We start from the raw sequence: 18,066 nt of genomic DNA on the forward strand, positions 1-18,066 counted from the left end.
CGTCCGCCCTCCGGGTCACCCCCCGCGCCGGCGCATTCCCCACGCCGCGCCGAGCCCCGCGGCCATCAGGGCCATCGCCGCCTCGACGCCCGTCTCCAGGGCGCGGCCCACCGCGGGAGTGCCGGTGCGGCGGCCCAGCGCGGGGGCGACCTCGCCGCGCGGATCGACGGTGACGGTCACCGCACGGCCCACCGCCAGGCGCCGCGCGCCGGTGTCCAGCCGGCCGGCCGGAGCCCCGCCGGGCAGCTTCAGGTCGTACGAGTAGGCGGCAGCGTCCAGGGCGCCCCTCTCGTACTCCGCCGTCACCACCGCCCGTTCCACCCGGCCCCGGTCGTGGAGGGCTTCCTGGTGCAGCACGTGCAGGCGCAGCATCGGCATCAGGCAGACCAGCGTGGCGAACAGCGCCGCCGTCCACATCCGTCGGCCGATGCCGAAGACGGCGAAGCCCGCCGCCGCGGCCACCAGGAGCCACCACACCACGAGCCGGTCATCGCGCTGGTCGTACGCCAGTCCGGCGAGCCCGCGCCCCGCGCACCGGAGCCCGACCGCGGCGACCGCACCCGCCATCACCCCCGACAGGACCACCGCCGCCCGTTCGCGCTCCCGCCCGACGGGTTTCACGAGCCGGACCCGGACAGCAGGTACGGCAGCGACACGGCCACGACGACCGCCGTGATCAGCGCGAGGATCCCGACGGTGAGCAGGAGCGTCAGCAGGTGGGGGTGCGCGAGGGAGAACGGCAGCCGCACGCCGGGATGGGCGGCCCGCAGGTCACGTGCCGTGCTCTGCCGGTCGGACCGGACGTCGATGACCACCCCCGCGGGCCGCAGCACCCTGTCCTGCAGATAACGCCAGTCCCAGTGCTCCAGACGCAGCAGCAGCGGAGCCTCCCCCTCGGCCCCGGAGACCACCAGCAGCACGCTCTGCCCGATGAACCCGCGCACCCCGTGGGCCACGGCTTCCACGGGCCGCACCGACGTGGACCGTCCGCGGCGGTCGGTGACGGTGAGTCTGCCGTCCGCGTACGTGAGCCGCTGGTTGCGCGACCGCTGCCGGACGTAGAGCCCCAGCCAGCCGGCGGCCGCGAGCACCAGCAGGACGACGATGAGCACGCCTCCCAGAACGCCGATGCCGTCGCGGTCGGTCCTGAGGACCACCCTGAGCGCCGCGCCCAGGAGGATCAGGGCACTCCCCGGAGCGGCGACGGCGAGGCGCCGGCAGGCGGGCAGTTCCCGCAGCGGTACGGGACGCAAAACCGTTGCGTGCGTGGCGTGTTCGGCCATCTCTCCCCCTTCAAGGATCCAAGCAGGATGCCCAACCCAAACGTTTGGGTCAACAGTGAACCCAAACGTTTGGCCTGTTTGTTCGCGCAAGGTGCCGTGCGTTCGACGAGCCGACGTGTCGCCGCCGTCGTATCCTTTCGTGCACAGCTGTTCGACAGCAGGTGACGGGGAGATACGGGGATGTCGGGACAGGACGACTTCCAGCGGGACTTCCAGCGGGAGTTCGACCTCCGCTGGGCGGACGAGGCCGAGCACAAGGAACCGTCGGCGCGGGCGCGGATGCTGGCCGCCCGGTGGAAGCACGACCCGCCCGGACCGCAGCCCTTCCGGGCCGGCCCGGACGCGGCGGGACCGCGCCGGTCGTCGTGGGTGTCGACGGCGATCGTGCTGGGCTGCGTCGCCGGGATCGTCCTGCTGCTGGGCTGGGCGCGGTTCCGGGCCCCGTACTGACCCGTTCCCGCAGGGACTCTCACTCAGCCTTCGCACAGGGACCTTTTGCGGCTCCCGGGGCCGATCGGGACCGTTTCATTGCGGCGGCCGGGTGCACACTTGCAGTGGGGCGAGTGCCCGACTGCGGGTTGACTGCGGGGTGATCCAAGATGCAGAGCCGCTTCCGGAGCGACCGACGGCTGACCGTGCGGATGACGGTCACGATGTTCCTGCTCGGGCTGTTGTACGTGGTCTTCGTCGCCGCGCTGATCGCGCTGCTGAAGTCCTGGGTGCTGGTCGTCGTGATCGCGGCCGCGCTGCTGGCCGCCCAGTACTGGTTCTCCGACCGGATCGCGCTGTTCGCCATGCACGGGCGGGTCGTGGAGCGGGAGGAGTACCCGGAACTGCACGGCGTGGTCGACCGGCTGTGCGCCATGGCGGACATGCCGAAGCCGGTGGTCGCCGTCTCCGATATGGACATGCCGAACGCGTTCGCGACCGGCCGCAATCCCGACAACGCCGTCGTCTGCGTGACGACCGGACTGCTGCGCCGCCTGGAGCCCGCCGAGCTGGAGGGCGTGCTCGCGCACGAGCTGTCGCACGTCGCGCACAAGGACGTCGCCGTGATCACGATCGCGTCGTTCCTCGGCGTGATCGCCGGGCTGATGGTCCGGTTCGCCTTCTACTCGTCGATGTTCCGCGGGCGCAAGGACCAGAACACCGTCGCCGTGCTCGCGGCCGTGATGGCCGTGTCCGCGGTCGTGTACGCGATCAGCTTCCTGCTCATACGGGCCCTGTCGCGGTACCGGGAGCTGGCGGCGGACCGGGCGGCGGCCCTGCTGACCGGGCGGCCCTCGGCGCTGGCGTCGGCGCTGACCAAGGTCACCGGGGACATCGCGCGGATCCCGACCAGGGACCTGCGCACCGCCCAGGCCTTCAACGCCTTCTACTTCACGCCCGCCACCGGCCGGGAGCCCGGCATCGAGCGGTACTTCTCCACCCACCCGCCCCTGCAGCAGCGGCTCGACCAGCTCGGGCGGATCTCCGCCGAACTGGGTGAGGCCGCCACCCCCGGAAAGGCGTGAGCATGGGTCTGCTGGACATCATCCTCGGCCGTACGAAACCGGTACCGCCGGACCTGGACCGGCTGTTCGGTCTGCCGTCGGCGGCCGTGACCCTGGAGGTCGCGGCCGGTTTCACGCCGACCGGCACCGGCGCGGTGTGCTTCGCCACGGTCGAGGGCGCGGCGTTCGAGCAGACGCACCGCGAGATCGAGGAGCTGCTCGACGCGGACGCCGGCCGGCAGGGGTCCCCCGGCGCGAGCGAGGCCGGGAACGCAGCGGGCTCCCCGGTGGAGCTGGTGCGCGACGAGTACGGCTACTCGTGGCTGGTCTCCCGCCGCTCCCCCGAGCAGCTGTCGGAGCTGGTCACGGACCTGCACGCGGTGAACACCTCGCTGGAGTCCAACGGCTTCGGCCCGCAGCTGCTGTGTTCCCTCGTCTCCTTCCGCGGCGAGGCAGACCGGCGGCTGGCGCTGGTCTACCTCTACAAGCGCGGCACGTTCTATCCGCTGTGCACGCAACCTGGCCGGCACAAACGCGACAACGCGTTTGAGCTGCAGGTGGCCTCGCTCCTGGAGAACGACCTCCGCATCGAGAAGGACCTCAACCGCTGGTTCCCCCTCTGGGACGCTCCCGGAATGGTCGGCTGAGGCCGCAGGGTCGTCTGCTCGGCACAAGCTGTTCCTTGATCACAGCCCTGGTATGCGCCGCTCTAGGGGCGGACGTAAGGCCGGGTCAGGATTTCCATGTTGTGGCCGTCCGGGTCGTCGAAGTAGGCGCCGCGACCACCGAACAGCCGGTTGATCCGGCCGGCTTCGGTGTGGCCGGGGTCCGCGTAGTAGGTGACCCCGACCGCCTCCAGGCGGGCGATCATGGCGTCGAACTGCTCGTCGGGCACCAGGAAGGCGTAGTGCTGGGGCTGGATCGGCTCGTCCCTTTTCTCGTAGTAGTCGAGCGTCACGCCGTTGCCGAGGTCGACGGGCAGGAACGGCCCGAACGGGGCGCCGGCCTCCAGGCCCAGGATCGCGGCGATGAACTCGGCGGACAGGTGCCGGTCGCTTGCGTAGACGGCGGTGTGGTTCAGCTGCACACCGGCCGCCGGCAGCTCGGATTCATGCGGGTACTGCTGGTCAGAGGACATCGGTGGTGTGTCTCCGGTCTCGGGATCCGCTGTGATGAGGCGCCGCACATGGGCGCCGGGAGCAAAGACGCGGAGAAGGGGGCGGGCCTCTCGCCCGCCTCGCGCTCACGCCGAGGCCGGGAACCTCACTCGTGCGTGGCCCATGGCCGACCCGGCAGTCACCCGACCGACTTTAGTGACCGTCACAGGCTGGGGCAACGCCGTTCTCGGCCGTGCCCCGGCCGGAGTCCAAGCCGCCGTTGGGAGAACCCGGCGCTGCGACGGAGGCCGCGAGCCGTTTGACGTCCCACTCGAAGGGGCCGGGGAAGGTCTCGTCGAAGTCGTTGGTGGTCGTTGAGCGTGGTGACGGGCTTTTGGCCGGCGTGGGGATGGGGGTGATCGGGGGTGGGTGGGTCGCGGGAGTTGGCGGCGCCGTTCGTCGTCCCCGGCCCGTCGGGTGTGGCGGTCCGGGAAGGGCGTACGAACGCCGGGCGCCCGCCCGGAGGGGGACGCCCGGCGTCATGAGGTCACCGGGTGTAGCGCATCAGCGCGCGCACCATGTGGCACGTCGTGTCCGACGGCGGGTGGACGCCGATCGTCTCGGCGGTGCTGCGGATCGTCTCGTTGCGGGCCTGGTTCGGCACGTAGACGCCTGAGTCGAGCAGGGCGATGGCGAGCCGCATCGCCTTCAGGCGGCGGTTGTGCGAGACGTACCACTCCCGCGGACGGCCCGGCGGCAACGGGCGCTTCTCCACGGGCTCGTAGGGCAGGTCGAGCAGGACGGGGCGCTTGGCGGTCGACTGGGTGGGCAGCGGCTTCGGCTTCAGTGCGGCAGCGGGCACAGGCATCCTCCTGTCGCGGTCGGGGCGACGACCGGGGACCTCGGCGCCCCCGGCCCAACCCTCGAACACTGGTACCAGTTTACCGCCCGGCACTGACAAAAGCCCCTGGCCACAAGGGCTTTCAGGGGGCTGGTAGACGGTGCGGAGGCGGGTCTCCGCGTACCGTGGGCGGCATGGAGATCTGGATTAATCCGGCCTGTTCGAAGTGCCGCAGCGCGATCGGGCTGCTCGACGCGGAGGGCGCCGACTACACCGTCCGCCGCTATCTGGAGGACGTTCCCGGCGAGGACGAGATCAGGGACGTGCTCGCCCGCCTCGGCCTCGAACCGTGGGACATCACACGCACCCAGGAGGCCGAGGCCAAGGAGCTCGGGCTGAAGGACTGGGCCCGGGACGACGCCTCCCGCGACCGCTGGATCGCGGCGCTCGCCGAGCACCCCCGGCTGATCCAGCGCCCGATCATCACCGCGGACGACGGCACGGCGGTCGTCGCCCGCACGGAGGAAGCCGTACGGGACGCTCTGTCCCGTTAGTCAACGGTGCTACGGGCGGTGAGAGTTGACGGTGTGTCGCCTGTCACCCTCCGCGGCCGCCGTGAGCCTCGATGATCCGTACACCCAGTGGGTGGTCGGACAAGAGCGCCCGCGCAGGAGGCGGCGGTGCACCCGGCTCGTGGTGGGCCGCGCGGTGGGCGCCGTGCTCGCCGCCGTCGCGGCCGGGCTCGTGCTGTACTCCGCCGATGCGCACGAGGTCCCGGCGCCGGACGCAAGCGGCGTCCGCATCGCCGGGCGCCGCCACGCTCCCCTCCGGCGCCCCGTCCGCCCTGCCCTCGCTGCTCGCGCTCCCCGTGGTCCGGCCCGAGCAGGCGTTCCCGGAGCGCGCCGTGCGCCTGGCCGACGGCTCCCGGTACGAGCGGATGGACCTGGCCACCACGACCCGGTGCGCGGACGGCAAGTCGCAGGCGCCGGCGTCCCTGGCGACGCGCGGGCCCGGTTCGGCGGGTGTCTTCCGGCGGCCGGCGACCGTGCGGTCCGTGGTGTTCGCCAACGGGCAGTGGGGCGACGGCTCCGAGACGCGGGAGGCGCAGCTCACCGCGGAGACCGAGGGGCTGCTGAAGTACGTCGACGACAAGGTGGCGGCGTACGAGGAGGGCCGGGAGGCCGGGCAGTGAGCCGGCCGCAAGTCCCTTGTGAAAGAGATTACTTCGGCGATCCGCGCGTTCGCTGAGCAGTTCCGTTCGGTATCCCGTACATAGCGCCGTACGCTCCCCTATCTCTCAGGAGGCGCGCATGTCGCGCAGGAGAACGCTCGGTACGAGGAAGAAGGCCGCGCTGCTGGTGAGCGCGGCGGCGGTGGCGGGAGGCGGTGCCTTCGTCATGGCGAGCACCTCGAACGCCGCTCAGCCGCAGTCCCCGCGGACGCTGTCCGCCGCGGACTCGGCCGTCTGCCAGGGGCTCGCCACCGCCCTCGGCAACAACCAGAGGTTCATCGACGGCCAACGGGCCGCTCCGGACGCCCAGTCGGCGGCCCGGATCGCCAACCGCGAGGCGGTCATCGAGCAGATCAAGGTCCAGCAGAAGGCGTCCGGTTGCGTGGTGGGGGAGTCGGCTCAGGGCTCCCAGCCGAAGCAGCCGACTCAGCCGACTCAGCGGACACAGCCGACCCGGAACGGACAGCAGGAACAGAACGGACAGCAGGTCTGCAACGGCTCCACCGTCACCCTCTCCGGCGAGGGCGGCGCGCCGGCCGCGTCCAGTGACCGGTTCCCGGCCGGAACGACGCTGAAGGTCACCAACCTGGACAACAACAAGTCCACGACGGTGAAGGTCACTTCGGTGTCCGGCAGCTGCGTGCTGCTGAACGACGCGGCCTTCGAGCAGGTGCGGGAGCCCGGCAAGTTCCTGATCCGCCGGGCGCTGATCGAGAAGGTGGGGTGAGGCTCAGGGCCGCAGGAACCCGGTGAGGCGGTGACCCAGTTCGGCGGGGGCCGACTGCGGCAGCGCGTGGTGGGACGTCTCCGGCAGGACGACGGTCTCGACGCGCGGCAGCAGCGCCTCCGCCGACGCGGCCACCCGCCGGATGTCGTGGGCCTTGCTGTTCCCGGCCAGGACCAGCAGGACCGGCACGTCGAGCCCGCGCAGGGCATCCGGGTCCGGGCGCGGGCCGGTCACCGGCTTCGACACGGAGGGGAAGCCGGCGGCCGCCTCCTGGAGGCGGAGGCAGTCGGGGTCGAGGGTCCCCCGGCTTCGCCCGCCCACCGGGAACGGCCCGCGTCCCGGTCTCCCACTCCAGGAAGGCCCGGACGCGCCGCGGCATGGGCCGCAGCAGCATCGGCAGGGCGCGCAGCAGGTACGCCGTCCGGTACCCGGCGAAGCACGGCGTGGGGTCCAGCAGGACCAGCCGGCGCACCCGCGCGGGCGCGGCCAGGGCGTGATGCAGGGCGATCCAGGCGCCGTAGGAGTGGCCGGCGAGGTCGGTCTCCCGGACGCCCAGGCCGTCGAGGACCGCGTCCAGCCAGGCCGTCAGGTCGGCGACCGTGCGGGGACGGCGGTTCCCGGACGGGGTGCCGCGGCCGGGGGCGCCGACCAGGTCGACGGCGTGGACGCGGTGGGTGCGGGAGAGGCCGGTGGCCTGGGCGCACCAGGACACGGAGGTCGCTCCCCCGCCGCCGGGCAGCAGGACGAGCGGGGGCCGTCGTGCGGGCCGCACGACGTCACGCGGGCCCCGCCGAAGGGCGTGGGGACGGTCGCCGCCTCGCGGTCCGCGGGCCACTTGGCCAGCACCTTGTCGTACGCCGCCAGGAATCCGTCCATGTCGTAGGCGCCGTCGTACGTGCCGTCGTACGTGCCGTCGTACATGCCGTCGTCGGCGCCGCGACCGCTCATGGGCCTCACCCACCATGTCGCCGAGAATCATCTCGCCGAGCGAGATACTCGCTGAACGAGCGATAGTGGAGGAGAGGCCATGCGGCCCGAGGAACCCGGGATGGAGACCGTCCACCTGCTGCGCGCCGTGACCGTCGCGCTCGACCGGCACAGCGCCCGGTTCGCGAACCGCAACGGCATGCATCCGACGGACCTGCGCGCGCTGATCGCCCTCATGGACGCCTCGCGCGCGGGCGAGGAGATGACGGCCGGCCGGCTCGGCGCCGCGCTCGGGCTGAACTCGGCCGGGACGACGGCGCTGGTGGACCGGCTGGAGCGGGCCGGGCATGTGCGGCGGGTGCGCGCCGCGACGGACCGGCGCAAGGTGCTCGTCGAGGTGGACGAGCGGGCGGTGGGGCTCGGCTGGGACCACTTCGGGCCGCTCATCGGGCGCGTGGTGGAGCTGGTGCGCGGCTACGACGAACGGGAGCGGGCCGCGATCCGGGGGTTCCTGGAAGGAGTGCTGGCCGCGGCGGCCGGGGACGACGCCTGACCGGCGCACGCCCACCCGAAGCCCTCGTACCCGCCCAGGGCCCTCAGCCCCGCCCGGGGCCGCTCATGCCCGCCCAGGGGCACGCTCATTCCCATCGCATACGAGCCGGCCGGCCCCCGGCGCTCACGACTGCGAACGACGTGCCCTCGCCCCCTCCGCGTCCTCACACCGTGAATCCGGACACACCACGACCAGGTAACACGGGGTTCACCGTCGGGCAACGGACGGGAAATCGCCCGTTGACAGGCTCCCGGCATCACACCGCGGCGCTCCGGTGCCGCAGCGCCGCGGCACCCGCAAGTGCGCCCAGACCCACCCCGAAGGATGTGGCCCGTGAGCTTCAAGGCTGAGTACATCTGGATCGACGGCACCGAGCCGACGGCCAAGCTGCGTTCGAAGACCAAGATCCTCACGGACTCGGACAAGGGCGCCACGGCTGCCGAGCTGCCGATCTGGGGCTTCGACGGGTCCTCCACCAACCAGGCCGAGGGCCACGCCTCGGACTGTGTGCTCAAGCCGGTCTTCTCCTGTCCGGACCCGATCCGCGGCGGCGACGACCTCCTGGTGCTGTGCGAGGTCCTGAACATCGACCTCACCCCGCACCCCAGCAACACCCGGGCCGCGCTCGTGGAGGTGGCGGAGAAGTTCGCCGCCCAGGAGCCGATCTTCGGCATCGAGCAGGAGTACACGTTCTTCCAGGACGGCTACCCGCTCGGCTTCCCCAAGGGCGGCTTCCCGGCCCCGCAGGGCGGCTACTACTGCGGTGTCGGCGCGGACGAGATCTTCGGCCGTGACGTCGTCGAGGCGCACCTGGACAACTGTCTGAAGGCGGGCCTCGGCATCTCCGGCATCAACGCCGAGGTCATGCCGGGCCAGTGGGAGTTCCAGGTGGGCCCGCTGGCCCCGCTGGAGGTCTCGGACCAGCTGTGGGTGGCCCGCTGGCTGCTCTACCGCACCGCCGAGGACTTCGCCGTCTCCGCCACCCTCGACCCCAAGCCGGTCAAGGGCGACTGGAACGGCGCCGGCGCGCACACCAACTTCTCCACCAAGGCGATGCGCGAGGGCTACGACGCGATCATCACCGCGTGCGAGTCGCTCGGCGAGGGCTCCAAGCCGCTCGACCACGTCAAGAACTACGGCGCCGGCATCGACGACCGCCTGACCGGCCTGCACGAGACCGCCCCGTGGGACAAGTACTCCTACGGCGTGTCGAACCGCGGCGCCTCGGTCCGCATCCCGTGGCAGGTCGAGAAGGACGGCAAGGGCTACATCGAGGACCGCCGTCCGAACGCCAACGTCGACCCGTACGTCGTGACGCGCCTGCTCGTGGACACCTGCTGCACCGCGCTGGAGAAGGCCGGCCAGGTCTGATCCCCGCCGCCCGGCTCCGAGAGGGCGCCCGCCGTGACGGCGGGCGCCCTCTCGCGTCGCGTCCCGGCCCCGGCGGCAGCGGTGTGCGCGGCGCGGCTTGTGCGACTCCGGCTCGTGCGGCGCCGGCTTCCGGCCGGGAAAGCGTCCAAGCAGTGAGAGGAGGGTCCTGCCGGGGGCCGGTGTCTGCTTCAATGGGCCCATGGCCAGCTTCCAGAAGTGCACCGCGACGGGTCGCCATGACCTCGAGCCCTTCTGGCCCTCCCGTCAGCACCACGACTTCGACCGGGTGTGTTGCCGCGCGACGAACGCGCCGGCCCTCTGAAGCCGTATCACCACCCGGCCCCAGGCCAGCGCGCAACGGCGTACGTCCCTCGACGAACCTCTCGCGCGAAAAGAGCTGACCTCTCATGGCGACCCTGCGTTCCCTGTCCACCGCCCCGCTCCACTCCCCCTCCGCTCCCTCCTCCCCCTCGTCACCGGCCCCCCGGCAGCGGCTGCGCGCCGTGGACCGGGACGAGGTGATCGACGTCACGGAGTTCCTGCCGCCGGGCGCCACCTGGCTGCCCGCGCCCCCGCACACCCTGCCCACGCTGCCGGGCCGGCCGCCGATGGTGGGCTACCTCGTCCTGATCCCGGCCGACCACCCCCACCCGACCCTCGCCCCGGCCGAAGCCGCCGCCGAAGCCGCCGAGCCGCTCGTCAGGATCGACCCCGTGGAGCGCACCGCGGCCGTCGACGGCCGTGAACTCGACCTCACCTACCTGGAGTTCGAGCTGCTCGCGCACCTCGTGGCGCACCCGAACCGGGTGCACACCCGCGACCAGCTGGTCACCACGGTGTGGGGGTACGGGCACGTCGGCGACGGCCGCACGGTCGACGTGCACATCGCCCGGCTGCGCCGCAAGCTGGGCGCCGAGCACCGGCAGGCGATCCGGACGGTCCGCCGGGTCGGCTACAAGTACACGCCGCCGACGGGCCGCTGATCCTCTGCTGACGGCAGATCCGCCTTCCGTCCCGCCGCCGCACCGGGCACAGTCGCCGGTATGAGACTTCTGGTGCTGGGTGGGACGGAGTTCGCCGGACGGGCCGTCGTCCGGGCTGCGCTCGGGCGCGGCTGGGAGGTGACGGTCTTCCACCGGGGACGGCACGAACCGCCGGACGGGGCAAGGTCGTTGCTGGGCGACCGCACCGCGCCCGGCGGGCTCGCCGCCCTGGCGGAGGGCACCTGGGACGCCGTCGTCGACACCTGGTCGGCGGCGCCCCGGCGGGTGCGCGACACGGCGCGGCTGCTGCGGGGCCGCGCCGGCCGGTACGCGTACGTCTCCAGCTGCTCGGTGTACACCTGGGCCCCGCCCGCCGGATTCGCCGAGGACGCGCCGCTGGTCGAGGGCGCCCGCGCCGACGCGGACACCACCGACTACGCCCGCGACAAGCGCGGCGGCGAACTGGCCGCGGTGGAGGGCTTCGGTGCCGACCGCGCCCTGCTGGTCCGGGCCGGGCTGCTGCTCGGCCCGCACGAGAACGTCGGCCGGCTGCCGTGGTGGCTGAACCGGATCGCCCGCGGCGGCCCCGTCCTCGCCCCGGGACCGCGGGAGCTGCCCCTGCAGTACGTCGACGTGCGCGACCTGGCCGACTGGATCGTCGGCGGCCTCGAACGCGGGCTGAGCGGACCGTACAACCTGATGAGCCCGCAGGGGCACGCCACGATGGGCGAGCTCCTCCAGGCGTGCGTGGAGGTCACCGGTGCGGCGGCCGAGCTGCGCTGGACGGATCCGGAGCTGATCCTGGCCGCGGGCATCGAGCCGTGGACCCAGCTGCCGGTGTGGGTGCCGCCGGGCAGCGACCTGCACGACGCGCTGCACGCCGCGGACGTGTCCCGGGCGGTGGCCGCGGGCCTGTCCTGCCGTCCCGTCCGGGAGACCGTCGCCGACACCTGGGCCTGGCTCCAGGACATCGGCGGCACGGCGCCGGTACGCCCGGGCCGGCCCGCCGTGGGACTCGCCCCGGAACTGGAGGCACGGGTGCTGGCCGGAGCGGTGGACGTACCTGGCACCACCTCGGGGGAGGTGGCTTAGGGACCAGTACCCCACCCCGTGGATCCTGGCCGGCGTGCGCGCCCCGGCAGACACGCGCGGGAGGCTCGCGGCCGAGTGGTGCGGATTGCGGGTGCGGTTTGCGGGGTGCGGGGTGCAGGTTGCGGGGTGCGGGGTGCAGGTTGCGGATACCGGCCGCACACCGGCCGCTCCCCGCGGACGCCGGTCCCTGGGCGCGCGCGTCCGGGACGGAACGGGCGATCGCGAACACACCTCCGACACCTCCGCCGAACCGGGCCCTGAGGTGTCGGACGACGACGATCGGCGCGTGCCGGCCGTACCGTCCCTTCTCGACCGCGACCGCTGAACACGACCGGTGAACTTCTGACAACCGCCCGTGTTATTGCGGCAGTTGAAACCACTGTCCCGGACGGAACACACAATATTTTGCGGGTCGGGTGAACACCCCTGGGACCCCTTGCGTATGTGAGGGAGCCGCTTCACTCCTGTCGGGCGCCTCGAGCTGCCCCGCAAGGAAGTCAGAGGAGTTCCATGGGACGCAACACACGAAAACGCCGTACGCCGCTGGCCACCAAGGCCATTGCCGCATCGGCGGCCCTAGCGCTCGGTGGGGGCGGGCTGATCTGGGCGAACTTCTACGCCTCGGCTCATGAGTCGAACTCGGCGCAGAACACCACGAAGGCCGCCACCGGGCAGGTGGCGACCATCTCGTGCCCGGACGTGGGCCAGAAGCTGACGAACGTGCCGGCCCGGGCCCAGCAAGGTGTGGCCACGGAGCTGGCGAACCTCGACAAGCAGATCACCGAGGCCTACGCGCGCCTCGCCTCCACGCGCCAGGCACAGACCAACGACGCGAACTTCGTGCAGAACGCGATCGTCGGACCGCTGAAGGAGAAGCGCGCCGCGACCATCGACCGCATCCGGATCGACATCCAGCGGGTCGGCGGCTCCTTCGACAGCTCGCTGGCACAGCTCGCCGCGTGCACCACCCTGACCGCCGACCAGGCCGCCAACCAGACCACGGCGGGCGGCCAGCAGAACGGCGGCCAGCAGCAAGGCGGCCAGCAGCAGGGCGGTCAGCAGCAGAACGGCGGCCAGCAACAGGGCGGGCAGCAGCAGAACGGCGGTCAGCAGCAGGGCGGTCAGCAGCAGAACGGCGGTCAGCAGCAGGGCAGCAACGGGCAGGCCGGCAACGGTCCGACCGCCGCCGACTTCGTGGACATCACGAAGGTCCAGCCGAACGTCGCCGCGAAACCGCGCAAGACCGCCAACGCCTCGACCGGCACCTTCACCACCCGGTGCGGCGTGAACGCGAACAAGAACTTCAACACCGACAACGTCATCGTGGCGCCGGGCGTGGCCAACGGCGCGCACCACCTGCACGACTACGTCGGCAACCAGAAGGTCAACGCGTTCTCCAACAACCAGACGTTCCTGCAGGGCGGCACCAGCTGCCAGAACAAGAACGACCTGTCGTCGTACTACTGGCCGGTGGTCCGTGTGCAGGACGGCACGCAGGACTTCGACCAGAACAAGGACGGCGGTGGCAAGGAAGGCAACGTCGGCAAGATCCTGACCCCGGTGTCGGCCCAGATCAAGTACGTGGGCAGCCCAACCAGCAAGGTCGTCGCGATGCCGCAGTTCCTGCGCATCATCACCGGTGACGCCAAGACCACCACCAACGGCCTGGCGAACGCCAACGCCCACTGGAGCTGCACCGGCTTCGAGAACAAGGTCCAGCTGACGACGCAGTACCCGATCTGCCCGCAGGGCAGCAAGGTGGTGCGTACGTTCGCCTTCCAGAGCTGCTGGGACGGGCAGAACGTCGACAGCGCCAACCACCGCACGCACGTCGCCTTCGCCGACGCCAACGGCAACTGCGGCAACGGCTTCAAGGCGATCCCGCAGCTGACGATGCGCCTGACGTACAACATCACACCGCCGACCATCCAGAACGGCGTGGTGAAGAACGCGTACGCGGTGGACGGCTTCCCGGACCAGCTGCACAAGGCGGCCACCGACCACGACGACTTCATCAGCATCACGACCGGCGGCCTGGCGAACAAGATCGCCAACTGCGTCAACAGCGGACAGCGCTGCCAGTGACGAGGCACCGGCCGAGGCACCGGCCGAGGCACTGGCCCGGGCACTGACCGGGGTACCGACGAGCGGGCGGTGGGAATCTCCCACCGCCCGCTCCGTCGTGCCGGGGGCGCCGCTCAGCCGTCGTGGCCGCCGCCGTGCCCGGAGTGGTCGGCGCCCACCTCCACGTCGCCGCCCAGCGTCCCGCGCAGCTTCTCGACCACCCCGTCGTCGCCGACGGCGACCCACTTGCGGCCGACGAGGTAGTGGCCGCCGTAGTCCTTGGCGTCGTTGAGCCATTCGCGCTGCCCGCGGTCGGTGGCGAAGGTGGCGAGCACGAACCTGCCGTCGGAGACCTTGCAGATGGCCTGGCGGATCTCGTCGGCGTCCGTCTGGATGTCCGGCTTGCACTTCACCCGGGCGGCCAGGCTCTCCAGGCTGCCGCTGGCGGCGGCCGGCACCTTGGCGGCCGCGGCGCCGTCGCCCGAGCAGCCCGCCAGCGCCACCACGGCCGCGGCGCCGGCCACCGCGAGCATCGGTCGGGTCAACCTCATCTGTTCCTCCGGTCCCGTCGCGGCCCCGGCGAGGGGCCCGTCCCCTTCCATACGGCTGCGGGGCGCGGGGCGCTCAAATCCCGCGCGAGTACGGGTACGGGCGTGCGAAGCTGTGGCCCATGGACCAGGACTGGGAAGAGCGCGTGGCCGCCGCCTGGGCGACCTTCGAGGACTACGCCGAGGACGACGCGGCCGCCTTCCGGGCGGTGATCGACGAGCTGGTCGCCGAACTGCCCGCCGACAGCCCGCTCGGGCCGTTCGAGCGGGCCTGCGCCTGGGACTCCACCGGTCACTCGGACCGGGCCGTGCCGCTGTACCGGGAGGCGCTCGCCCGCGGGCTGGACGAGGTCAGCCGCTACAAGGGCAGGCGGACCAGGATCCAGCTCGCCAGTTCGCTGCGCAACACCGGACGGCCCGAGGCGGGCGTCGAGCTGCTGACGCCCGAACTGGACGCCGAGTCGGACGAGTTGGACGACGCGGTGCGGGCGACTCTCGCGCTGTGCCTGTCCGCGCTCGGCCGGGACCGCGAGGGCCTGTCCCTCGTCCTCGGCGCGCTCGCCCGGCATCTGCCGCGCTACCAGCGGTCCATGGCGAACTACGCGCGGCTGCTTGTGGAGCCCGGGGCCTGAGTCACCCGGGTGGCGGTGACCATCGGACGATTCGCTCGTTCTGCTGGACGTGCAGTCACAGGATGCCGCCCCGCCCACCGCACCGTCCCTCTCCAACCCGTCCGTCGACGTCGACCGGGCCGAAGCCGCGCTCGTCGAGCACTACCCGCGGCTGGTCCGGCTCGCCTACCTGGTGCTGCCGCCGAGCCTGGGCCGCAACCGGCGCGTGGTCACGGCGCACGCCCTCGCCCAGCGCGCCCTGCCGCGACGCCGGGCGCGGGCGGCCGCGGTCCCGGCCCAGAACGGGGGCGCCCACGCCCGGTCGCGGTCGAGAGCGGGCGACGGCCGCGAGAGCGACTCCGGTTACGCCTATGTCCGCTGCCAGGTGCTGCGCACGGCGCTGGAGGCGGGCCTGCCGCTGAAGCGGGCGGCGTGGCCGAAGCGGTCCCAACTGCCGCCGCTGCTGCCCCTGGTGTGGGGCCTGCGGCTGTTCCCGCACTCCGGCGGCGCCGACGAACTCGCCCTGGACCAGCGGCTCTCCGCCCTGTCCGGGCCGGCCCGCGCCGCCTATGTGCTGCGCGGCCTGGAGCGGCTCGCCGACGACCGGGTCCGCCGGGTCCTGGCCGCCGCCGGCGTCGACGACGCGGACGCGGCGCTGCGGGAGGCCGACGGTGTGCCGGCCCGGTACGCGCTGCTGGACTCCCCCGAGTTCGACCCGTGTTCGCTGCAGGCCCGGCCCACCGACCTGGTGCGGCGCAGGCAGCACACGCGGGCCGCGCTCGCCGCGGCCGCCGCGCTCGCCGTGTGCGGGGCGCTGTTCGGGCTGCCCGACGGCGGCTGGAGCCCCGACGGCCCGGCGGCGCCCGGGTACGCGCGCAACCCGGCCGCCGAGACCGCCCTCGACCCGGCCCGGCTCACCAGGGTCTCCCCCACCGCCTGGGAGTCCGCGAGCCGCACCGACTTCTCCGTCTGGCCCGCGCGCGGCGACCTCACCGGCGACAAGGCCCTGCTGCGCCGCGCCCTCGCCGTGTGGGCGCGCCCCGGCGGGACCGTCCAGGTCTCCGCGACCCCCGGCACCCCGTCCGGCGGCCCGGCCGGACCGCCCCAACTGCTGTACGCCGGGACCGTGGACAGCGCGCACGTGGTGATCCTCTACGACGGTCTGCGCATCGTCCGCTACGCCGAGCCGAAGGACGGCGACCGGGGTGCCGCGCTCGACTTCGCGCGGGTCGACGGCGCCGGACGGGACGAGGCGAGCGCCCTGGTCCTGGGCCGCTCCGACGGCAACGTCCGCTATCTGACGGCGCCCTGGGTGAAGAAGGCGGCCGAGCGGGACCTGCTGGAGCCGGACGCCGCCGCGCTCGGTCTGGGCCTGACCGGCGGCGTCACCGGGCCGCTGGCCGGCCCCGCCCTGCAGACGACCGGCCGCTGCTCGTCGTGGCGCGTGCTGGAGGTGACCGACAACGCCGGCACGCGGCTGCTGACCGACCTCGGCGAACTGGTCCCGGCCCGGCTGACCACGGGCCGCCCCGGCTCGGGCGAGGAGACGGACGGGACGCGGGCCCTGCGCGCGTGGGCGCCGTACGCCTGCTCGCTGGCCGCGATGCGCTCCGCGGGCGTGCGTGACGTCAACGCCTGGGCGTACGCCCGGCAGCCGCTGCCCGACGCGAGCGGGGCGGCGGACTGGGTGTGCACGCGGGCGGAGACCTGGCGGGGCGGCGGCACGCGGGTGCTGGCCCAGTTCCACACCCCGGGCGGGCGGTTCGGGGCGGTGGCGGCGAAGGCCGACGACGTCCCGGCGTGCGGGCCGCGGGATCCGCACGTGCTGGCCGGGGTGTTGTGGAAGTCGCGGGCGGGAAACTGGTACCTGCTGGCTGCGGGTAGCCCGGGCACGTCCTCGGTCGGCGCGACGGGCGGGGTCCGGGCGACCGCGCCGGGCAACCTGCTGACGGCGCCGGCCGCTCAAGGGGCCCGGGCGGAACTGCGGGGAACCCTGGAGGACGGGCGGAGGGTCAGCGGACTCGGCTGAACGCCGTGGCCCCGCCCGCGGCATGTCGTGGACCCGCCGTGATCGTCCGGTGCGGAACATGTGAACATCTTTGGTCGCTGCGGCCCGTTCGGGGCCGGATTCGATCGGTAAGGTGTGCGCATGACTACCGGGGTACGCCGCAGAATGGGAGTCGAGGAACGGCGGCAGCAGTTGATCGGCGTCGCCCTCGAACTGTTCAGCCAACGCTCGCCCGACGACGTCTCCATCGACGAGATAGCGTCCGCCGCCGGCATCTCGCGCCCGCTGGTGTACCACTACTTCCCCGGCAAACTCAGCCTGTACGAGGCCGCGTTGAGGCGTGCCGCGGACGATCTCGCGGGCCGGTTCGTGGAGCCGCGCCAAGGCCCGCTGGGGGCGCGGCTGCTGCGGGTGATGCGCCGCTTCTTCGACTTCGTGGAGGAGCACGGCCCCGGCTTCTCGGCGCTGATGCGCGGCGGTCCGGCCGTCGGCTCGTCGGCGACGAACGCGCTCATCGTCTCCGTGCGGCAGGCCGCGTACGACCAGATCCTGTCGCATCTCGGCGTCGAGGAGGCGCCCCCGCGACTGGAACTGGTCGTCCGCTCCTGGATCTCGCTCGCCGAGTCGACGGCGCTGATCTGGCTGGACGGCCGGCGCATCCCGCGCGCCGAGCTGGAGGTGCAGCTCGTGCACGACTTCGCCGCGCTGGCCGCGGTGAGCGCCGTCCACGACGAGGAGACGGGCGCGCTGCTGCGCCGCACCCTGAAGGACGAGCCGGGCGACGGCCCGTTCAGCGACCTGGCCGCACGGCTGATCGCGCTGGCGTCCTGACCCCGCCTGATCAAGGTGGCCTAGCGCTCGAACTTCCGGTAGGACGGGTCGAGGTCGCGGATCTCGGCGGAGGCGTGCAGCACCGGGCCGCCGTCGGCCACGTGCTTCCTCAGCAGCTCCAGCACCGCCTCGGTCAGCCTCGCCTTCGTCTCGTCGGTGCGGCCGGCGAGCAGTCCGATGGTGACGTGCACGACGGCGTGACCGCGCTCGCCGGGATCGTCGTAGCCGAACGCGGTGAGCGTGGACGGGCGGAACTGCGTCTTGCAGGCCTCCGGCTTCGCGGCCGCCGTCTCGACGACCGCGGCGTGCAGGTCCCGGGCGAAGCCCTCCCGGTCGAAGGCGGACCCGAGGAAGTCCGAGTGGTCGACGGTGATCTGCGGCATGGGGGCTCCTGTCTGGGTCGTCG

General features: G+C 72.7%; 20 protein-coding genes and 2 pseudogenes. 14 read left to right on the top strand and 8 right to left on the bottom strand.

Translation table 11 applies throughout. The annotated features are described in order from the left end of the window. Nucleotides 1–15: 15 nt before the first annotated feature. Together AB0G63_RS21145 and AB0G63_RS21150 are read right to left on the bottom strand one after the other, a co-directional pair. A complete protein-coding gene (locus AB0G63_RS21145) occupies nt 16–621 on the bottom strand; it encodes a hypothetical protein (RefSeq protein ID WP_360752331.1) in 606 nt (201 codons plus the stop codon). After that, the gene (locus tag AB0G63_RS21150) at nt 618–1,283 is read right to left on the bottom strand and encodes a hypothetical protein (RefSeq protein WP_360752333.1); all 666 of its coding nucleotides are present in this window, start codon (nt 1,281–1,283) and stop codon (nt 618–620) included. The genes AB0G63_RS21145 and AB0G63_RS21150 overlap by 4 nt, the downstream gene beginning before the upstream one ends. Before the next feature lie 180 nt (nt 1,284–1,463). On the opposite strand from AB0G63_RS21150, the gene AB0G63_RS21155 reads away from it, so the two are divergent. The 3 genes from AB0G63_RS21155 (at nt 1,464) to AB0G63_RS21165 (ending at nt 3,423) form a co-directional block, all read left to right on the top strand. Further along, nucleotides 1,464–1,733: a hypothetical protein gene (locus AB0G63_RS21155; RefSeq protein WP_360752335.1), complete on the top strand. Its 270-nt coding sequence runs from the start codon at nt 1,464–1,466 to the stop codon at nt 1,731–1,733. A gap of 149 nt (nt 1,734–1,882) precedes the next feature. After that, nucleotides 1,883–2,797 (top strand): zinc metalloprotease HtpX, encoded by a 915-nt coding sequence (gene htpX, locus AB0G63_RS21160; protein ID WP_360752338.1) that lies wholly within the window; start codon nt 1,883–1,885, stop codon nt 2,795–2,797. A gap of 2 nt (nt 2,798–2,799) precedes the next feature. Next, complete coding sequence (locus AB0G63_RS21165; protein WP_360752340.1) at nt 2,800–3,423, top strand: hypothetical protein; 624 nt, start codon at nt 2,800–2,802, stop codon at nt 3,421–3,423. A gap of 62 nt (nt 3,424–3,485) precedes the next feature. Here AB0G63_RS21165 and AB0G63_RS21170 read toward each other — a convergent pair whose 3' ends face one another. The 3 genes and pseudogenes from AB0G63_RS21170 to AB0G63_RS21180 form a co-directional block, all read right to left on the bottom strand. After that, nucleotides 3,486–3,914 (bottom strand): VOC family protein, encoded by a 429-nt coding sequence (locus AB0G63_RS21170; protein WP_360752343.1) that lies wholly within the window; start codon nt 3,912–3,914, stop codon nt 3,486–3,488. A 256-nt stretch (nt 3,915–4,170) separates the two neighbouring features. Then, nucleotides 4,171–4,239: pseudogene (locus AB0G63_RS21175) on the bottom strand (DUF2252 family protein); the annotation flags it as partial. Between the two features lie 181 nt (nt 4,240–4,420). Further along, nucleotides 4,421–4,735: a hypothetical protein gene (locus AB0G63_RS21180; protein WP_360752346.1), complete on the bottom strand. Its 315-nt coding sequence runs from the start codon at nt 4,733–4,735 to the stop codon at nt 4,421–4,423. Between the two features lie 173 nt (nt 4,736–4,908). On the opposite strand from AB0G63_RS21180, the gene AB0G63_RS21185 reads away from it, so the two are divergent. From AB0G63_RS21185 to AB0G63_RS21195, 3 genes are all read left to right on the top strand, one after another. Then, the gene (locus AB0G63_RS21185; RefSeq protein ID WP_324783843.1) at nt 4,909–5,268 is read left to right on the top strand and encodes an arsenate reductase family protein; all 360 of its coding nucleotides are present in this window, start codon (nt 4,909–4,911) and stop codon (nt 5,266–5,268) included. 206 nt (nt 5,269–5,474) lie between these two features. Further along, nucleotides 5,475–5,906, top strand: coding sequence for a hypothetical protein (locus AB0G63_RS21190; protein ID WP_360752350.1), 432 nt, complete (start codon nt 5,475–5,477; stop codon nt 5,904–5,906). Nucleotides 5,907–6,024: 118 nt separating this feature from the next. Further along, nucleotides 6,025–6,672, top strand: coding sequence for a hypothetical protein (locus tag AB0G63_RS21195; protein WP_360752353.1), 648 nt, complete (start codon nt 6,025–6,027; stop codon nt 6,670–6,672). A gap of 3 nt (nt 6,673–6,675) precedes the next feature. Here the strand turns inward: AB0G63_RS21195 and AB0G63_RS21200 are convergent. Next, nucleotides 6,676–7,548 (bottom strand): annotated as a pseudogene (locus AB0G63_RS21200) (alpha/beta hydrolase). A 151-nt stretch (nt 7,549–7,699) separates the two neighbouring features. Between AB0G63_RS21200 and AB0G63_RS21205 the strand changes: the two are divergent. From AB0G63_RS21205 to AB0G63_RS21225, 5 genes are all read left to right on the top strand, one after another. Next, on the top strand, nt 7,700–8,152 hold the full coding sequence (locus AB0G63_RS21205; RefSeq protein ID WP_360752355.1) for a helix-turn-helix domain-containing protein: 453 nt from the start codon (nt 7,700–7,702) through the stop codon (nt 8,150–8,152). Between the two features lie 333 nt (nt 8,153–8,485). Next, entirely contained in the window at nt 8,486–9,523 is a 1,038-nt protein-coding gene (gene glnII, locus AB0G63_RS21210; RefSeq protein WP_360752359.1) for a glutamine synthetase, read from the top strand. Between the two features lie 407 nt (nt 9,524–9,930). Beyond that, nucleotides 9,931–10,506, top strand: a complete 576-nt coding sequence (locus AB0G63_RS21215; protein WP_360752362.1) for a winged helix-turn-helix domain-containing protein — start codon at nt 9,931–9,933, stop codon at nt 10,504–10,506. Between the two features lie 60 nt (nt 10,507–10,566). Beyond that, nucleotides 10,567–11,598: an NAD-dependent epimerase/dehydratase family protein gene (locus AB0G63_RS21220; protein WP_360752365.1), complete on the top strand. Its 1,032-nt coding sequence runs from the start codon at nt 10,567–10,569 to the stop codon at nt 11,596–11,598. A gap of 510 nt (nt 11,599–12,108) precedes the next feature. Then, nucleotides 12,109–13,683, top strand: coding sequence for a DUF1996 domain-containing protein (locus AB0G63_RS21225; protein ID WP_360752368.1), 1,575 nt, complete (start codon nt 12,109–12,111; stop codon nt 13,681–13,683). A gap of 113 nt (nt 13,684–13,796) precedes the next feature. On the opposite strand, the gene AB0G63_RS21230 is transcribed toward AB0G63_RS21225, so the two are convergent. After that, a complete protein-coding gene (locus AB0G63_RS21230; protein ID WP_360752371.1) occupies nt 13,797–14,213 on the bottom strand; it encodes a hypothetical protein in 417 nt (138 codons plus the stop codon). A gap of 119 nt (nt 14,214–14,332) precedes the next feature. On the opposite strand from AB0G63_RS21230, the gene AB0G63_RS21235 reads away from it, so the two are divergent. The 3 genes from AB0G63_RS21235 to AB0G63_RS21245 all read left to right on the top strand — a co-directional run bounded on the left by AB0G63_RS21235 (nt 14,333) and on the right by AB0G63_RS21245 (nt 17,660). Beyond that, entirely contained in the window at nt 14,333–14,842 is a 510-nt protein-coding gene (locus tag AB0G63_RS21235; RefSeq protein ID WP_360752373.1) for a tetratricopeptide repeat protein, read from the top strand. A 49-nt stretch (nt 14,843–14,891) separates the two neighbouring features. Continuing rightward, the gene (locus AB0G63_RS21240; RefSeq protein WP_360752375.1) at nt 14,892–16,850 is read left to right on the top strand and encodes a hypothetical protein; all 1,959 of its coding nucleotides are present in this window, start codon (nt 14,892–14,894) and stop codon (nt 16,848–16,850) included. Between the two features lie 120 nt (nt 16,851–16,970). After that, the gene (locus tag AB0G63_RS21245) at nt 16,971–17,660 is read left to right on the top strand and encodes a TetR/AcrR family transcriptional regulator (protein ID WP_360752378.1); all 690 of its coding nucleotides are present in this window, start codon (nt 16,971–16,973) and stop codon (nt 17,658–17,660) included. Nucleotides 17,661–17,680: 20 nt separating this feature from the next. Here AB0G63_RS21245 and AB0G63_RS21250 read toward each other — a convergent pair whose 3' ends face one another. After that, the gene (locus AB0G63_RS21250; RefSeq protein ID WP_360752381.1) at nt 17,681–18,043 is read right to left on the bottom strand and encodes an isomerase; all 363 of its coding nucleotides are present in this window, start codon (nt 18,041–18,043) and stop codon (nt 17,681–17,683) included. Nucleotides 18,044–18,066 lie beyond the last annotated feature (23 nt).

This window comes from Streptomyces sp. NPDC020996, from assembly GCF_040641355.1.
Taxonomy (GTDB): domain Bacteria; phylum Actinomycetota; class Actinomycetes; order Streptomycetales; family Streptomycetaceae; genus Streptomyces.

Excerpts from the sequence above, each read along its gene's own strand:
- AB0G63_RS21195 (WP_360752353.1), top strand. The coding sequence starts at position 6,025 with ATGTCGCGCAGGAGAACGCTCGGTACGAGGAAGAAGGCCGCGCTGCTG.
- AB0G63_RS21190 (WP_360752350.1), top strand. The coding sequence starts at position 5,475 with ATGCGCACGAGGTCCCGGCGCCGGACGCAAGCGGCGTCCGCATCGCCG.
- AB0G63_RS21170 (WP_360752343.1), bottom strand. The coding sequence starts at position 3,914 with ATGTCCTCTGACCAGCAGTACCCGCATGAATCCGAGCTGCCGGCGGCC.
- AB0G63_RS21215 (WP_360752362.1), top strand. The coding sequence starts at position 9,931 with ATGGCGACCCTGCGTTCCCTGTCCACCGCCCCGCTCCACTCCCCCTCC.
- AB0G63_RS21230 (WP_360752371.1), bottom strand. The coding sequence starts at position 14,213 with ATGAGGTTGACCCGACCGATGCTCGCGGTGGCCGGCGCCGCGGCCGTG.
- AB0G63_RS21220 (WP_360752365.1), top strand. The coding sequence starts at position 10,567 with ATGAGACTTCTGGTGCTGGGTGGGACGGAGTTCGCCGGACGGGCCGTC.
- AB0G63_RS21155 (WP_360752335.1), top strand. The coding sequence starts at position 1,464 with ATGTCGGGACAGGACGACTTCCAGCGGGACTTCCAGCGGGAGTTCGAC.
- AB0G63_RS21205 (WP_360752355.1), top strand. The coding sequence starts at position 7,700 with ATGCGGCCCGAGGAACCCGGGATGGAGACCGTCCACCTGCTGCGCGCC.
- AB0G63_RS21245 (WP_360752378.1), top strand. The coding sequence starts at position 16,971 with ATGACTACCGGGGTACGCCGCAGAATGGGAGTCGAGGAACGGCGGCAG.
- htpX (WP_360752338.1), top strand. The coding sequence starts at position 1,883 with ATGCAGAGCCGCTTCCGGAGCGACCGACGGCTGACCGTGCGGATGACG.
- AB0G63_RS21225 (WP_360752368.1), top strand. The coding sequence starts at position 12,109 with ATGGGACGCAACACACGAAAACGCCGTACGCCGCTGGCCACCAAGGCC.
- AB0G63_RS21150 (WP_360752333.1), bottom strand. The coding sequence starts at position 1,283 with ATGGCCGAACACGCCACGCACGCAACGGTTTTGCGTCCCGTACCGCTG.
- AB0G63_RS21185 (WP_324783843.1), top strand. The coding sequence starts at position 4,909 with ATGGAGATCTGGATTAATCCGGCCTGTTCGAAGTGCCGCAGCGCGATC.
- AB0G63_RS21250 (WP_360752381.1), bottom strand. The coding sequence starts at position 18,043 with ATGCCGCAGATCACCGTCGACCACTCGGACTTCCTCGGGTCCGCCTTC.
- AB0G63_RS21165 (WP_360752340.1), top strand. The coding sequence starts at position 2,800 with ATGGGTCTGCTGGACATCATCCTCGGCCGTACGAAACCGGTACCGCCG.
- AB0G63_RS21235 (WP_360752373.1), top strand. The coding sequence starts at position 14,333 with ATGGACCAGGACTGGGAAGAGCGCGTGGCCGCCGCCTGGGCGACCTTC.